The sequence below is a fragment of the Tumebacillus lacus genome (assembly GCF_026410385.1).
GTDB classification, from domain to species: domain Bacteria; phylum Bacillota; class Bacilli; order Tumebacillales; family Tumebacillaceae; genus Tumebacillus; species Tumebacillus lacus.
The window spans coordinates 332,442-347,456 of record NZ_JAPMLT010000002.1; the positions used below are offsets into that span (position 1 = coordinate 332,442).

Genomic DNA, 15,015 nt, shown 5'->3' on the forward strand with positions numbered 1-15,015 from the left:
TCCTTTACGACGATTGGCCCCCTCCCGTATCCGGGACGGGGCCACTTTTTTTGCTCCTGCACCAAGATCCGGACACACAAAAACCCCCACAACGTACAACGAGCGCTTCTGGAGGTTGGGGGACCGTCCAGAGCGCTCGTTGTGTGGGGGGTAGGGGGATTACAAAAAGGGTAAAAATGAGAGAATGCTACCCGATGAGTCAAAAGCTGAACTAAAATATCCGCATTCGCGGGTTGCCGAATGCGGATACAGGTCAGTACCGTCGGGGAACGGTATCTGAGAACCGTATCAATCAGCAACCTGGCAGTCGTAGCTGGTTTAGGGAGAACCAGCCTTAGACCCATGGCTTTGCGTCGCCGCCTTTCGACGGGTTTGCCTTTATTGATTGACTCATCTTATGGCTTTATTATATAACGCAGTCTTCTCTCTGCCTATAGGTCTTTTGTCCTAAAATGAAAGTGATCGACTAGGCCGGTTCGTCGCTCCAAAACGCCGCCAGAGTCGGCACCACTTCCTCGACCCGCATCTTGCTCCGCAGATCGAACACGCACTGCACGCCTCTCCCTTTGCGGCGCAAGATCCCCGCGATCTGTCCCTCGGCATCGCCGTCCGCTGCCAGCAGCCGGACGGTGTACCGCTTGGACGAGATCGCCTCCACGATCCGGGCCGTCTCATCCTGCGAGCCGCAATCGACCACAAACACTTCCAGATCACGACCGACAAACGGTTCTGCTGTCGTCAGGGTGCGCAGAAGGCCTTCGATGTAAGAGGCCCCTTCCCGCACGATCAGGATCGCCGTCACCGGCACCCCCCGACGGCTTTGGATCATCCAGTGACGCAACAGCTTCCACACGACTATGAACAGTCCGTACAGGGCAAATCCCCAAATCAAAAGGGCGAGCACTCTTGACACCTCCTTCGACAGTGTCAATATATGCCGCCCTTCTTTGTCCGTGTGCGTCTTGCTTTTGCCTTACAGGATGACCCAACTGCGCTTGGCAGCCGTGATCACCGCTTGCGTGCGGTCGTCGACGCTCAGCTTGCCAAGGATGGAGGAGACGTGATTTTTGACCGTCTTCTCCGAGATGTACAGCACCTCGCCGATCGTGCGGTTGCTTTTGCCTTCCGCCATCAGCTTGAGGATCTCCATCTCGCGCTGGGTGAGGATCGACTGCCACTCGTAGTTGAGCGACGGTTCGTGACTCGACTCAAAGTCGCCGTCGTACACTTGCTCCGACAGACGCTTGAACTCGTCGAGCAATTTGGTCGTCACTTGCGGGTGGATAAACGAACTGCCCTCCGCGACCTGACGCACCGCGTCGACCAACACGTTCGATTCCACGTCTTTTAACAGGTAGCCGTTCGCACCGGCCCGAATCGTCTCAAAGATGTAGGCTTCATCATCGTGGATCGAAAGGATGAGCACCTTGATCTCCGGAGCCGTCTCCTTGATCAGACGCGTCGCGTCGACCCCTGTCATCTTCGGCATGTTGATGTCCATCAATACGACGTCCGGCTGGATATCGAGCGCCATCTGCGAGGCGTTTTCACCGTCGCTCGCCTCGCCGACGATCTCGATGTCGTCCTCCAGCTCAAAGATCCGCCGCAGGCCCTGTCGAAACAGAGTGTGGTCATCGGCCAAAAGCAGACCGATTTTACGTTGCATCTCTTGACCCTCCCTTACCTACTCTCGGATCGGCAGCGAGATCATGATCCGCGTGCCCATCTTCGGCGCAGATTTGATCTCTACTTTTCCGTCCAGCAGCTGAATGCGCTCCTGGATGCCGAGCAGTCCGAAATGGCCGTCCTCCCGGCTGACCATCGCATCCTCCACGGCAAACCCGACACCGTCATCATCTATGTGCACCAAAATGTGGTCTTCTGCCAGCTCCAGCTTGACAGTCGCCACACGTGCTTTTGCATGCTTTGTCACGTTGTTCAACGCTTCTTGGACTGAGCGGAAGATTGCGACTTCGAGCCCGCTGTTGAAGCGTTTTTCACGTCCGAACACCTTCAGTTCGGAGATGATCTTGTTTTTCTCTTGGAAATCGGCCAGATAGCGGCGCAGCGTCGGAACGATCCCCAGATCGTCGAGCGCCATCGGTCGCAGGCCAAAGATGATCTGCCGCACTTCGGCGAGTGAGGCGCGCACCATCTCTTTTAAATCGCGCAGTTCCGTACGCACTTTGGCAACGTCGCGGTCGAGCATTTTTTCGCAGATCTCCGCGCGCAGCACGACGTTGGCCATCATCTGGGCCGGGCCGTCGTGGATCTCGCGGGCGACTCGCTTGCGTTCCTCTTCTTGCGCGAGGATGACGCGGATCCCGAGGTACTGGCGCTGTTCGGCGTTTTTCAGCGCAGTGCCGAGATGTTGCAGGTCGCCGGACAGATACGAAAAGGCCACATCGAGCTGCGTAATCAAAGACTCCGCCCTTGCGATCGTCTGTTCGAGGTTGCGCAGCCGCCGGTCGAGATCATCCCGTCTCGTCCGCAATTGCTGTTCGCGCTCTCTCGTGACCATCACTTGCGTCTGGAGGTAATGTGCATCGTCATACGCTTGTTTGATCGCATCTTCCGTGTATTTATCGAAATCGCGACTGACATCGGCCAGCTTTTTGCGCGCCAGGCGGTATCTCGCCTCCAGACGGTCCACTTCGCTGATCGTCTCATGAACGAGCTTTTGCAGCGCCGTCAGCTCATCGCGCAACGCCTGTCCCTCTTTGCGCGCACTCTCCGCGATCTCGTAGACTTGGTGTTTTCCGTCTTCGATCGCTTCCAGGGTCGCTTGAATGGCGTTGTCCAACAGCTTGGAATTGTTTTCAGCTGCCATCATCGCTCCCCCTGCCATCCCAAAGAATTGTGCATACCCATACGTATTCCATGTCAGTCTGGTTTTTCCTGCTCATGCAACCCTTCCTTCTTTAGGCAAAAAAAAGAGGAGGGCGCGACTGGGTGTGCCGCGCCCCCCAGTGCAATGGGGTAAGGGTGTATGCCAATAGGATACGGAGCGTTTTGCGGGTCTGTGGGGGTCAAATCTGACAACTGAAAAAATTCTTTTGAAAAACTCGACGTGCTTCCCAGATTTGCTCGTATCATTCGACAAAACATTACGCGATTTTCACAAAAACCCTTGTAACGCCTATAAAAAGCAAGCAAGTCTAAGCATACACCCTGCGCGGCGGCGTTCACTAAACGCCAAAGAACGCCTTCAAATCTCGTATTTTTTGATTTTAAATAGCAGTGTTGCTATGATAAAGCCAACGAATTCAGAATCGGCACTTCCGATTTATAAATAAGGAGGTTTCCTACATGAGCAACACCAGCTTGGGTCAACAGATTCGCCGCGCACGCAAAGAAAGCGGCTTGACGCAGAGTGAATTGGCAAAAGGCATCGTCACGTCCAGCATGATCTGCCAGATCGAAAACGGAAAAGCGTTCCCTTCCTACACCGTGCTGCAATCGCTTTCCGAGCGACTGGGCCGTCCGATTGAATTCTTTGTCAGCGACACCGACGCGCACAACCGTCAACGCTCCACCTACTCGCTCGCCAAAGCACTGATGGCGGCCGCTTCCTATGAGAAAGCGTATGCGCTGCTCAAAGGCATTCAAACGTCCGGCGGCACCGAGACGGACGATCTGCGCCTGACCCTGGCTGAGTGCTGCCAGCACCTCGGCAAATACGACGAAGCGGCCGCGCAACTCGATGAGATGCTGAGCGCCGCGATCAACATCGGCGAGAAATCCCGCGCCCTTTCCCTGACGGTGCGCCTCGGCCATGTGGCCCTTGCGGCCGGTCAGCACCAGTTGGCTTTGTACCATTGGCGCAAGGCGCAAGAGATGATGCCGGAAGCGACGCTCGACGCCACAGAGCGCGTGCGTCTGTGGCTGGCGATGGGCAGCACCTATTACAAGCTCGGCTTTGTGTCGGAAGCGATCCCGCTGTTCGAACAGGCGTATGCGGAGAAAGACGCGGAGCTGTCGTTCGAAGAGATGGGCCGTCTGTTTCTCTCCCTGTCGCTGTCCCATCGGGAAAACGGCGACACGTCGCAGGCGATCGAATGCGCGGAGCAAGCGTTTGCAATCTTCAAAAGCGTGCGCAACGCCGACCTCTCCTTGGAGGTCAAACGCTCACTGGCCGCTCTGGCAGCGGAGCAAGGCCGTCATGAAGAAGCGACGGCGTTGCTGATCGAGTGCCGCAACGCCTACTCCCGCACCTATGATGCGCACGGGCTCGGCCTGACGATGGTCGAGACCGCCCGCTCCCTGCATCTGCAAGGCCGTTCGGAAGAAGCGATCGCCGAAGTTCAGAGCGCGATCACGATGCTGGCAGCCGACGAGCTGGAACAAGCCAAGGCGCACCTCCTGCTCTCGAACATGCGTCGCGAGCGCGGTGAGATCCCGGAGGCGGTGCACCACTGCAACATCGCCCTGCAGGCCTACCGCAAGCACGGCCAGTCGGAGCACCTGATGGAAGCGCTCGATCTCTCCGTCCAGCTCTATGACCAATGGGAGACGTACCGCGCGAAAAAGTTCGGCCGCTCGATCACGGCGTAACCCCTCCAAACTAAAACCCGAAAAACCCAGCCTGTCATCAGGCCGGGTTTTTTTACGCGTGATGCCATAAATGCCAGAATCACGTCACCGCCGCAAAAACAGCCCCAGGCATCTGCCAGGGGCTGTTCTTTCTTGCGTATGTGTCAAGCTTACAGGCCAGCGCCTTGGCGCAGCGTGTCCGCTTTGTCGGTGCGCTCCCACGGGAGGTCGACGTCGGTACGGCCGAAGTGGCCGTATGCTGCGGTCTGACGGTAGATCGGACGACGCAGGTCGAGTTCCTTGATGATGCCAGCCGGACGCAGGTCGAAGTTCTTTTCAACCAGTTCGACGATCTTCTCGTCCTCGACTTTGCCGGTGCCGAAGGTGTCGACCATGATCGATACCGGGCGAGCAACGCCGATTGCGTACGCCAGTTGGACTTCCGCTTTGTCAGCCAGACCCGCTGCGACGATGTTTTTCGCCACGTAGCGAGCTGCGTATGCTGCGGAGCGGTCAACCTTCGTCGGATCCTTGCCGGAGAACGCGCCGCCGCCGTGGCGAGCGTAGCCGCCGTAGGTGTCGACGATGATCTTGCGGCCGGTCAGACCTGCGTCACCTTGCGGGCCGCCGATGACGAAACGGCCGGTCGGGTTGATGAAGTACTTGGTTTCGTCGTTGATCAGGTTGGCCGGGATGACCGGACCGATCACGTGCTCGTGCAGGTCTTTTTTGATCTGCTCCAAGGTGACTTCTTCCGCGTGCTGGGTGGAGATGACGATGGTGTCGATGCGAACCGGCTTGTCTCCTTCGTACTCGACGGAGACTTGGGTCTTGCCGTCCGGACGCAGGTACGCCAGCGTACCGTCTTTGCGGACTTCGGTCAGGCGGCGCGCCAGTTTGTGCGCCAGGGAGATCGGGAGCGGCATCAGCTCTTCGGTCTCGTTGCATGCAAAGCCGAACATCAGGCCTTGGTCGCCCGCGCCGATCGCTTCGATCTCCGCGTCGCTCATTTGGCCTTCGCGCGCTTCCAGCGCTTGGTCAACGCCCATCGCGATGTCAGCAGACTGCTCGTCGATGGAGGTCAGAACTGCGCAAGTCTCGGAGTCAAAGCCGTACTTGGCGCGGGTGTAGCCGATCTCGCGGATCGTCTCACGAACGATCTTCGGGATGTCCACGTAGGTGGTGGTGGTGATCTCGCCCGCTACGAGCACGAGGCCCGTGGTGACCGAGGTTTCGCACGCTACGCGCGCATTCGGGTCTTTTGCAAAGATTGCGTCCAGTACCGAGTCAGAGATCTGGTCGCAGATTTTATCCGGATGTCCTTCGGTGACTGACTCCGAAGTAAACAAATAACGTTTCGCCATGATGGGAAGCCCCCTCTTAATGTATTAATGAGGTTCCTAGTTTAAGTCTAGGAGACTGTTATACACAAATCAAGGATATGTTACTTCATTCCACTAGCATGTGTCAATGAGTTCTGCTTGATACTCGCAATCTTATGTAAGATATCGCTCCCAATCGGGCATTCTATGCACCGGAATGGCAAAAGCCCCGGTGGCACCCGGAGCTTTTGCACGGTTTAGACAGCAAACGATGAAGTTGTGCGGTTACTTGGACCCGCCGGGCGTTTGACCGGCCAGCGTCGCTTGCGAGAAGGCGACCAACTTGCGGACCATATGCCCGCCGACCGCACCCGCGTCACGGGTGGTGATGTGACCCCAGTAGTCCTCGCTGCCCTGATAGACGGGAAGACCCATCTCCGTTGCGATCTCGTACTTCATGTCGTCGAGCGCCTTGTGTGCCTCCGGGATCAGTTGACCTTTGTTCCGTCTGCCAGCTCCCAATGCCATGATGTCACACCTCCAGTTCGTTTCGGACGTTTGCTCCTGTCCGGTACGTCTAGTGTGCGCATCGCGCAGTCTGCTACCCCGCGTAATCTTTGTCACTTTTTCATAGTCTGTACCAGCTCTTGCAGTTTCTCCTCGTCGACTTTCCAATACGAGACGTCATACAAGTTTAAAAACGTGCCGGGCACCGTCTGCGTCGTGAAGACGGCCGCCTCCCCTTGCAGCGCGGTGGCGAGCGTGCCCATCTCCGAGATCGACATATCGGTGCGCAGCGAGCCGCTCATCGCCCGCATGCCTTTCATCCAGTCGACCACGTCTGTCGTTCGCAGCGTCGTCAGCAGGGCCTCCAGGAGCTTCTGCTGGCGTTCGATGCGGGCGATGTCCCCTTGCGCCTCCTGACGGTCGCGCACGACCGCCAGCGCTTCCTCGCCGCTGAGCGTCTGCGGGCCGGGAGAGAGCGAGACGGTGCCTTCCGGGCTGGCGATCGGCTTGTCGAGAGCAAACTCGATGCCGCCGATCGCGTTGACCGCCTTGATGAAGGCCGGAAAGTCGAGCATCACATAGCGGTCGACCGGCAGCCCGGTCAGATCGCCGACCGTCTTTTTCAAGCGGTCCATGCCGCCGGTGGCGTAGGCGGCGTTGATCTTGGTCATCCCGGTCGGCAGTTCGACCCGCGTGTCGCGAGGGATCGAAAGCAACGTCGCCCGCCGCTCCGCCTGATCGACCCGGGCCAGGATCAGCACATCGGTGTTCATCACTTGCCGACGGGTCGGTTCGGCAGCGCCCGGGTCGCGGTCGAGACCGGCGATGAGGATGTAGACCGGCGCTTCTTTCGCCAACGGGGTTTGCGCGGCTGCGGCCGGTTCGACCATCTTGCGTTCCAGATACCACCCGTACGCGGCCAGCCCCGTCAGCGAGAGCACCGCCGAAAAGACGATCATCACCAGCAGGAGACGGCCCCAGCGCACTTTGCGGCGGGGCTTTTTTAGTTTCGGAGCTTTGACGGGGGCGACCATCGCCGGTCGCCCTCCTCGCCCTTGGTTTCCGTTGTAGGCCATGTTACTGGATCGAGTAGTTGCCGCGCACCATGATAAAGGTCGTGCCGTCCGAGGTCGCTTTCAGACCGCGGCCGTCATTGCGCGGAACGAGGATCATATGGTTTTGCTCCGCCTCGTCGCCGTGCGCGAGGTTTTCGCCGCTCGAGATATCGGTCAGCCCGCCTTTTGCACCCGCTCCGATCACCGCAGCCGCGCTGCCGGCGCGCACGATAAACTCGGTGCCTTCGCCGCCGTTGATCACCTGACCCTCTTCCAACTCGACGACCTTGAACGTGTCGATGCCGAGCACCGGCGTCGTGCTGCCGCCGGTCGAAGGCGGCGGAGTGGTCGGCGTGGGCGTCGGGGTCGGCGTCGTAGGAGCCGGGGCCGTGCCCCCCAGAGCCGCGATCTTCTGATCGACGTAGCTCTTCGTCACGACCGGGTCGTCTGCCGAGCCCGGCACCGGGACGGTGTCCGCCTTGCCGACCTGACCGATCGCCACCCCGATCGCAAGCGTCAACATCATCGTGCCAAAAAAGGCGATGCGTTTCTTCATGTGGTGAGTTCCTCCTGCCTGAACATTTCAGTCTTTTCAGGCGACTCACTTCGACAATCAGACATGATTTTCCTGCGATAAAGCGCGTTTTCTGTCTCAGACCTTTTTCCTATTTTTATCGGTCAGCACCGTCAGGACGAACTGAGGCAGCACCAACTGGCGCTTCCAGCGGCTCGGCTGCGAGAGCAGGCGGTACGCCCACTCCAGACGCAGATCTTGCCACAGCTTCGGCGCGCGCTTGACCTCGCCCGCCCAGATGTCGATGCATCCGCCGATGCCGATCATCACCTGTGCGCCCGTCTCTTCCTTGTGCTTTTTGATAAACAACTCCTGCCGCGGCATGCCAAGGCCGACCAACAGGAGAGCGGGACCAAAGTCCTTGACCTGAGCGACGACGTCCGCTTCCTCATGCGCTTTGAAATAGCCGTCACGGCCGCCGATGCGCAGACCCGGATAGCGGGCTTGCAGATGTTCCACCGCCTTGCGGTTGGTCTCCGGCTTGGTGCCGAGCAGAAACACGCCAAGGCCCCGCTCCGCCGCCGCTTCAATCAGCGCGGTCGACAGTTCGATGCCCGTGACGCGGTCCTCCAGTTTTTCCCCGTAATACTGCGACGCCCAGACAGCACCGATGCCGTCCGGGGTCACAAGGTCGGCCTCCAAGAGCAACTCCATAATGCGCGGGTCTTTCTGCGCCATCATGATGATCTCCGGATTGGCCGTGATGATATGCAAAGGAGAGTCGCCGCGCAGAGCGTCTGTCAGCCGGCGCAGCGTCTCCTCAAATGTCAGCGTCGAAAAAGGCACTCCCAAGATCTTGACCATCGTGTGCGGACTCTCCTCTATGCGTTGCTTTTCAACCGGCGCAACTCCTGCGCCATGCGGGCGCGCTCTCCCTCGTTGACAAAAAAGTACCAGAGGCGGTCCTGCCGCGAGATGCGGTTCTCGCCGGACAGTTCCAGCGTCTTCACCCGGTCCGCCGCCGTGTTGCGGTAGGCCATCGCCAATCGCACCCAGTCGCGCGGCGGCAGGTCGGTCTTCACATGGCCGCCGAGAATGTCGGCCAACCGGAAGATACGCGACCAACTCTCCGGTTCCCCGCCCTTTTGAATGATAGCACGAATCACTTGCTTCTGTCTTCGCATCCGCCCGGTGTCCGCCTCCGGATCGGCGCGAAATCGGGCATAGTCGAGCGCCTGTTTGCCGGTCGCCAGCGACTGCCCTTTGTGCAGGTGGATCGACGTTCCGTCTGACGGGTCGTCGTAGTGCATCTCCTTCTCCACCGTCAAAGGCAGTCCGCCCAGATCGTCGACGATGCGGCGGAATCCTTGAAAATCCACCGTGACCGTATGATCGATTGGCACCGACAACAACTGCTCCACCGACTTTTTGATCAGCGGAGCCCCTCCGTAGGTCATCGCATGGTTGATCTTGGTGTATCCGTGTCCGGGCACCAAGGCATACGTGTCGCGCGGGATCGAGAGCAGGTGGATGTCACCGCCCGATCTCGGCACGACGGCGAGCAAGATCGTGTCCGAGCGGGCTCGCTCCCCCTCCCGCGAATCGACCCCGAGCAACAAAAACGTCTCCGCCCCTTTTTCTTTGGACGCGCTCAGGAGAGAGAACTTGGACTTGGGCGGCTCCTCGGCCTTTGCCGGCTCCCGTGCTTGGATCGGCTCGACCAGCACCTCCGGCTCCTCTCCCGCCGCTCGCGGACGAGGGCGAACAACGGGCCTTGGAGCAGTCTGATCTGTCTTCTGCTCCGCCGCCTGCCCGAGCGCGGGCGGCTTGGCCTCGTATATTTGATCGGCCGCTCGGTAAAACTGGTAGAGTCCTGCCAGAGCTACGAGCAGAGCCAGACTAAGGAGGGCCGCGGCGGCCTGAAACACACGCTTCCACGGTCTTTTCCGGGTCATCTAGTAGTCGCCCCTTTGCTAAGGTCTCCTCCACTAGTATGGATCGCTCAGAGGTCGATCATCCAACAGCTTTCGAGGTTTTGCTTTCCATCTGTAGGTCTACCTGATATACTAGTCCTGAATTTTTACAATCAGGGAAGTGACAGACAGCTATGCCGCGCATACTGATCTCAGGATATTACGGATTTGATAATCTCGGAGACGACACCGTCCTCTACGGCATCATGTCCTCGATTCGCAAACGCGAACCGGACGCCGAATTGGTCGTGCTCTCCAACCAGCCGGACCGGACAGAGGCTCTGTTCGGCATCCAAGCGGTGAACCGTTGGAACTTCGGCGTGATCTTCCGGGAGTTGATGCGCTGCGACATGCTCGTGATGGGCGGCGGCTCTCTGCTGCAGGACGTCACCGGCGGCCGCAGCATCCTCTACTACCTTGGGATCGCCCGATTGGCCCAAGTGTTGAAAAAGCCAATCGTCTTTTATGGACAAGGCATCGGCCCGATCAACAAGCCGCTCAGCGAGAACTTGATCCGCAAAGTCGGCAACCACGTCTCGCTGATCACCGTCCGCGATGACAAGTCGCGCGAGGACCTGATCTCCTTTGGCGTGAAACAGCCGGACATCATCGTCACCGCCGACCCGGCCTTCGCCATCGACCCGGAGCTGTTCTCCAAGGACGCAGGCGGTAAACTGCTGCTGGAGTTTGGCGTCAAGAGCCGCTTCATGGGCGGCGAGCAAAAGGTCGCCGGCATCGCCATCCGCAACTGGGCGACGAACCACCCGTTCCACAAAGTATTGGCCCAAAACGCCGACGACCTGGTACGCGACGGCTGGCGGGTCGTGTTCATCCCGATGCAGTATCCGGGCGACGTCGGCGCTTCGCAGAAGGTGCTCTCCCACATGAAGGAGCGCGCCGTGCTGCTCAACCGCCAGTTCTCGTTCCGCGACATCGCCAACATCATCGCCAACACCGATCTGATCGTCGGCATGCGCTTGCATTCGCTGATCCTCGCCGCGCACTCAGACGTGCCGTTCGTGTCCCTGTCCTACGACCCCAAAATCGACCGCTTCGTGCATCGAGTGGGCTATGAAGGGCAGATCGACGCGGTCAACACCGTCACCTACGAAGGGCTGCGCGAACGCATCACCGACTGCATCGACCATCTCGACCAATACCGCACCATGATGCATCCGCACGTCGAAGAACTGCGTCAAGAGGCGGAAAAGAGCGGCGAACTCGCCATCCGCATCCTGAACGCCAATCGCCAGTCTGGGACTTTGTGATCATTTCACAGGTCTCGGACTGGTTTTTTTGTATTAAATTCAGATTTGTACTTGTTAACACGTCTGAAAAAGACTAAAATGGAGAAGAATACTTCATGTGGAAAGGGGCGAGATCCTATGGAAGCCTACTTGGAAGAAATCGAAATATTTCGCCAGCGTCTGTCTGAGGTCGTGTGCGAACACCAAGGCAATTTTCTCCATCCGATCGTCCTTCAGGTCAGTCAGCAGCTAGACCGCTCTATTGTGAAGTACCAGGACGCACTGTCTCACCAATCGTAAACACCCCGTTTGTCTTATATAAAAAAACCTCCGACCACAGGGCCGGAGGTTTTTCTGTTGGTTGATGTTACTTCAGGGTCGCCATCGAAGAGGTCGCGTCCCAACCTACGTTCAGGCCGAACAGCTCGCCCAGCGCACGCAGCGGCACGACAGTGCGGTTGCCGATGATCTGAGCCGGCACGTCGAGGGTGATCGGTTGACCGTCAACGGTCGCGGTGGTGTTGCCGAGGGTCAGCGTGACCACTTTGCCTGCTGCGTCGGTCAGGGTGATCTGACCGGTCGCTGCATCGAACTGCACGTCCACTTTCAGGGACTCTGCAATCGCGCGAACCGGCACGACGGTGCGGTTGTTGACGATGGTCGGCTTCACGTCAAACGCCGGCTTGGTGCCTTTGACGTAGACTTTGATGCTCTTGTCGCCTTTTTTCGCGAGCTTCTTGCTCAGTTCTGCGTAGACTTTGTCGTTGGTGTAATCTGCAACGAGTGCTTTTTCCAGCGTCGCCACAGCACCGTCGGTGTTGTTCAGACGGTCTTGGGTCTCAGCGAGAACGATCAGATCTTCCGGGGTTGCTTCGCCCACTTCGTCTTTCGCGCCGAGAGCTTCGAGGATCGCGTTGAGCGCTTCTACGTCAGAAGCGGAGCCTTGAGTCTTCGCCCAGTACATCAGACGGTCCAGTTGAGCTTGCAGATCTTCCATTTCATCTTGCAGCTCTTCCAGGTGCTTGAGCATGTTCATGATCTTGTTGGACCAGCCTTTGTGCTTGCCCTTGTCGATCCAGCAGTCGCTTTTGGACGGCTTGCCCTTTTTCACATCGCCTTTGCCGTGGCCCTTGCTGTCCTTGCTGTCCTTGCCTTTGCCATGACCATGACCTTTGGAAGCCTTCAGCGTGGAAGTGCCCGGCTCGGTGGTGGTGCCGTCGCCCGGTTCGGTGGTGCCGTCGCCCGGTTCGGTGGTGCCGTCACCCGGTTCGGTGGTGCCGTCGCCCGGCTCGGTGGTGCCGTCACCCGGTTCGGTGGTGCCGTCGCCCGGCTCGGTGGTCCCGTCACCCGGTTCGGTGGTGTCGTCTTCGCCTTCATCCTCACCGTCTTCTTCGTCCTCGTCTTCGTCGTCACCGTCTTCCTTCGGCGGGCAGATCAGCTCTTCTGCCGGCGGGGTGGTGCCGTCGCCCGGCTCGACAGTGCCGTCGCCCGGTTCCGTGGTGCCGTCGCCCGGCTCGGTGGTGGTGTCGCCCGGTTGGGTGGTGGTGTCCGGAGTGGTCGTGCCTTCTGCCATCGCAGCTGTCGGTGCGGTGACCAGTGCCACTGCCATCAGCAGCGACAGAAATTTACGCTTACCCGTCATGATTGGTTCCTCCTCGTAGTTAGAAAAATAAGTGCATAAAAAAGAGACTTTCTCCCACGGAATAAGCCTCTGCCGATAACTGTGTCGAAAATTGCGACTTCGGCGACCCGGCTGTCCTGGCAGCCTGTCCAACTGAACAGCACTGCGGTAGACCCGTGGCTTTGCGTCCCTGCCTTTCGGTCAGGTTTGCCTTTATCGGGAGAATTTTCTTTTATAAGCCGAATTTACTAAAATATGTGTCTTTGTACAAGGGTCTCAAGTCCCGAAATACTGTCAAAAAACCCCACTTCCTGTAGAAGCGGGGTCATATGTTCACAAAATTGTTTGTATGCGCACCAGTTCCACACCGAATAATCGGTGCGTATCCGGGTACAAGGTCTTGCCGTCCGTGGTGAACAGCCACGCGTTCTGATAGGAGGACGATCCGAACACATCGGCGATTGCCAGCCCGCCGCCGTCCGCCAGCTGACCGGCTTCGGTCATCGGCGCGTTCGGTTCGAGGAACAGATAGATCGTCTCCGGGTCCGGCTGAGTCTCGGTCAACTGACCCGTCAACTGCACACCTTCCACCCGGCCGTCTCGATAGACGCGCACCGTGTGGTCGCCCGCCGGCAACGTAAAGGTCTGCCACGTCGAGCTGCCCGCCGGCAGCACCGAAAAACGTCCTTGAAAGGCGCCCGACACGCGCAACGTGATCTCCGTCCCCCGCGACACCCGGGCCAACTCCGCCTCCAGCCCTTGGCGAAACTGCCCCTTAAAATCGAGCGACGTCATCCCGAACGCACCCTGAAACGGCGTCGCAGCCCCTGCGCCAAATTGACGCAGATACCGGCGCAAAGCATCCTCACCGGAGCGTTCGACCAGTTCCCGAACCGCCAGATAATCCTGCGACTCGACGTTGTACGTCGCGGTGCCCAGCGCCCGCAGTTTCGAGGCCGAAGAGTCGATCAGATCGAGATAGGTGCGATTTTGGAGCGCCTTCAGCACGTCCTGACGCATGACGCCTTCGATGCTCTCGCGCAGAAGGGCAGGCTGACCTGCGTAGCGCACATCCAGACCGGCGTCCCACGCCACACCCTCATGGATCCAGCTCGGGATCTCATCGCCGCCGTTTTGGTTGAGCAGCACGTGCGTCAACTCGTGCGCGACCGTCATCACCTGATCTTCCACCGAGAGATGACGGTGCAACGGCAAGACGATCTTCGAGCCGACTGCCAGCCCGTCCGCATGTTGAGCCGTATCGGCCGCATCCGGGTCTTCCGCGTAGTTTTTCAAGGCCGCCTGATACCCGGCGTCATTTCCCGCCAAAAACAGCCACACCGGCTCTTGAAACGTCAACCCAAGGCTTGTCTCCAACCGGGAGATCACCGACTTTTGCTGCAATAGTTGCCACACCGCGACCGATGACCCGTCCTTGACCGCGCTGTCCGCACCGACGATGCGCATCTTGGAAGCCTGTCCGCTCTGAATGTCGACGCGCCCCTGTCCGCCGCCCCACGTCACGCGGTCGCCAAACGCTTCGGCGATAAATCGCACCGGCACCATCGTCCGATTTTCGATCAATTTTGCCGGGACGTCGAGCATCACCGGTTGGCCGTTTTTGGTGACGCGACGCTCGCCGATCGGCATCCGCAGCGTCACGCCGTCCTTTTTCGCCACCGCCGTGCGCGTCGCCGCCTCCCATGTCACCTCGGCTCCAAGCCCTTCGAGGATCATCCGCACCGGCGCCAAGGTGCGATCCTGCACGAGCTGCGGCTGCACGTCAAAAAAGAGACGCTGCCCGTCCACGTAGATGTCCGGACGTTGCGGCGTCCCTGCCCATGCGCTCTCGCTCTGTGCCGACACGATCATCGACGCGACCAACGCGACGGTCAACGCGCGACCGACGATCCGCTTGAAACCTCTCATTCCGTCCCACCTCACCTCTTGTTTCTCTCATCCTACCTTTTTGAAGGAAAGACTCGCAAGAGGTGAAAACAACCAACTCAGGTATATATTTCCATGTATGTGTAAAAAAGACCGCCAGTCGAAAGGTCGTCCGGCGTTCTCAATCTACTCATATTGAACTAGTGCAGTAAGAAATATGCGAAAACATCTGCGAAAGAGTATTGTGGTTTCTTTCTCTCTTTATATTCTGTCGATCTACGGAAGCGGGTCCACAACGGACTCTTGCACAATCGGAGCCGCAGCCTGAACGGAAACGGTGGTTACCGCCGCAAACA

The 15,015-nt window shown here is 58.7% G+C and carries 14 protein-coding genes and 2 riboswitches; of the genes, 3 read left to right on the forward strand and 11 right to left on the reverse strand.

From position 1 onward, the window contains the following. Positions 1-291 precede the first annotated feature (291 nt). Positions 292-387: riboswitch (cyclic di-GMP riboswitch) on the reverse strand. A gap of 79 nt (positions 388-466) precedes the next feature. The 3 genes from OS242_RS05910 to OS242_RS05920 all read right to left on the reverse strand — a co-directional run bounded on the left by OS242_RS05910 (position 467) and on the right by OS242_RS05920 (position 2,830). Beyond that, entirely contained in the window at positions 467-904 is a 438-nt protein-coding gene (locus OS242_RS05910; RefSeq protein ID WP_267150731.1) for a hypothetical protein, read from the reverse strand. A gap of 69 nt (positions 905-973) precedes the next feature. Then, positions 974-1,666, reverse strand: coding sequence for a response regulator transcription factor (locus OS242_RS05915; protein ID WP_267150732.1), 693 nt, complete (start codon positions 1,664-1,666; stop codon positions 974-976). Between the two features lie 18 nt (positions 1,667-1,684). Beyond that, positions 1,685-2,830, reverse strand: a complete 1,146-nt coding sequence (locus OS242_RS05920; protein ID WP_267150733.1) for a sensor histidine kinase — start codon at positions 2,828-2,830, stop codon at positions 1,685-1,687. Positions 2,831-3,309: 479 nt separating this feature from the next. Here OS242_RS05920 and OS242_RS05925 point away from each other — a divergent pair, with 479 nt between their 5' ends. Continuing rightward, entirely contained in the window at positions 3,310-4,554 is a 1,245-nt protein-coding gene (locus OS242_RS05925) for a helix-turn-helix domain-containing protein (protein WP_267150734.1), read from the forward strand. Between the two features lie 149 nt (positions 4,555-4,703). Here OS242_RS05925 and metK read toward each other — a convergent pair whose 3' ends face one another. From metK to OS242_RS05955, 6 genes are all read right to left on the reverse strand, one after another. After that, entirely contained in the window at positions 4,704-5,900 is a 1,197-nt protein-coding gene (gene metK / locus OS242_RS05930; protein ID WP_267150983.1) for a methionine adenosyltransferase, read from the reverse strand. A gap of 240 nt (positions 5,901-6,140) precedes the next feature. Continuing rightward, positions 6,141-6,383: an alpha/beta-type small acid-soluble spore protein gene (locus OS242_RS05935; RefSeq protein WP_267150735.1), complete on the reverse strand. Its 243-nt coding sequence runs from the start codon at positions 6,381-6,383 to the stop codon at positions 6,141-6,143. Between the two features lie 92 nt (positions 6,384-6,475). Further along, positions 6,476-7,396, reverse strand: coding sequence for an LCP family protein (locus OS242_RS05940; RefSeq protein WP_267150736.1), 921 nt, complete (start codon positions 7,394-7,396; stop codon positions 6,476-6,478). Between the two features lie 43 nt (positions 7,397-7,439). Beyond that, complete coding sequence (locus OS242_RS05945; protein WP_267150737.1) at positions 7,440-7,973, reverse strand: hypothetical protein; 534 nt, start codon at positions 7,971-7,973, stop codon at positions 7,440-7,442. A gap of 96 nt (positions 7,974-8,069) precedes the next feature. Beyond that, positions 8,070-8,795 (reverse strand): WecB/TagA/CpsF family glycosyltransferase, encoded by a 726-nt coding sequence (locus OS242_RS05950; RefSeq protein ID WP_267150738.1) that lies wholly within the window; start codon positions 8,793-8,795, stop codon positions 8,070-8,072. A gap of 17 nt (positions 8,796-8,812) precedes the next feature. Beyond that, positions 8,813-9,886: an LCP family protein gene (locus OS242_RS05955; protein ID WP_267150739.1), complete on the reverse strand. Its 1,074-nt coding sequence runs from the start codon at positions 9,884-9,886 to the stop codon at positions 8,813-8,815. Between the two features lie 152 nt (positions 9,887-10,038). On the opposite strand from OS242_RS05955, the gene csaB reads away from it, so the two are divergent. Together csaB and OS242_RS05965 are read left to right on the forward strand one after the other, a co-directional pair. Further along, entirely contained in the window at positions 10,039-11,172 is a 1,134-nt protein-coding gene (gene csaB / locus OS242_RS05960) for a polysaccharide pyruvyl transferase CsaB (RefSeq protein ID WP_267150740.1), read from the forward strand. Positions 11,173-11,289: 117 nt separating this feature from the next. Beyond that, the gene (locus OS242_RS05965; protein WP_267150741.1) at positions 11,290-11,451 is read left to right on the forward strand and encodes an aspartyl-phosphate phosphatase Spo0E family protein; all 162 of its coding nucleotides are present in this window, start codon (positions 11,290-11,292) and stop codon (positions 11,449-11,451) included. 67 nt (positions 11,452-11,518) lie between these two features. Here OS242_RS05965 and OS242_RS05970 read toward each other — a convergent pair whose 3' ends face one another. Together OS242_RS05970 and OS242_RS05975 are read right to left on the reverse strand one after the other, a co-directional pair. Then, the gene (locus tag OS242_RS05970) at positions 11,519-12,793 is read right to left on the reverse strand and encodes a stalk domain-containing protein (RefSeq protein ID WP_267150742.1); all 1,275 of its coding nucleotides are present in this window, start codon (positions 12,791-12,793) and stop codon (positions 11,519-11,521) included. A gap of 98 nt (positions 12,794-12,891) precedes the next feature. Next, positions 12,892-12,994: riboswitch (cyclic di-GMP riboswitch) on the reverse strand. A gap of 111 nt (positions 12,995-13,105) precedes the next feature. Beyond that, complete coding sequence (locus OS242_RS05975; RefSeq protein ID WP_267150743.1) at positions 13,106-14,701, reverse strand: stalk domain-containing protein; 1,596 nt, start codon at positions 14,699-14,701, stop codon at positions 13,106-13,108. Positions 14,702-15,015 lie beyond the last annotated feature (314 nt).

Excerpts from the sequence above, each read along its gene's own strand:
- OS242_RS05915 (WP_267150732.1), bottom strand. The coding sequence starts at position 1,666 with ATGCAACGTAAAATCGGTCTGCTTTTGGCCGATGACCACACTCTGTTT.
- OS242_RS05920 (WP_267150733.1), bottom strand. The coding sequence starts at position 2,830 with ATGGCAGCTGAAAACAATTCCAAGCTGTTGGACAACGCCATTCAAGCG.
- OS242_RS05925 (WP_267150734.1), top strand. The coding sequence starts at position 3,310 with ATGAGCAACACCAGCTTGGGTCAACAGATTCGCCGCGCACGCAAAGAA.
- OS242_RS05935 (WP_267150735.1), bottom strand. The coding sequence starts at position 6,383 with ATGGCATTGGGAGCTGGCAGACGGAACAAAGGTCAACTGATCCCGGAG.
- OS242_RS05940 (WP_267150736.1), bottom strand. The coding sequence starts at position 7,396 with ATGGTCGCCCCCGTCAAAGCTCCGAAACTAAAAAAGCCCCGCCGCAAA.
- OS242_RS05945 (WP_267150737.1), bottom strand. The coding sequence starts at position 7,973 with ATGAAGAAACGCATCGCCTTTTTTGGCACGATGATGTTGACGCTTGCG.
- OS242_RS05950 (WP_267150738.1), bottom strand. The coding sequence starts at position 8,795 with ATGGTCAAGATCTTGGGAGTGCCTTTTTCGACGCTGACATTTGAGGAG.
- OS242_RS05955 (WP_267150739.1), bottom strand. The coding sequence starts at position 9,886 with ATGACCCGGAAAAGACCGTGGAAGCGTGTGTTTCAGGCCGCCGCGGCC.
- csaB (WP_267150740.1), top strand. The coding sequence starts at position 10,039 with ATGCCGCGCATACTGATCTCAGGATATTACGGATTTGATAATCTCGGA.
- OS242_RS05965 (WP_267150741.1), top strand. The coding sequence starts at position 11,290 with ATGGAAGCCTACTTGGAAGAAATCGAAATATTTCGCCAGCGTCTGTCT.
- OS242_RS05970 (WP_267150742.1), bottom strand. The coding sequence starts at position 12,793 with ATGACGGGTAAGCGTAAATTTCTGTCGCTGCTGATGGCAGTGGCACTG.
- OS242_RS05975 (WP_267150743.1), bottom strand. The coding sequence starts at position 14,701 with ATGAGAGGTTTCAAGCGGATCGTCGGTCGCGCGTTGACCGTCGCGTTG.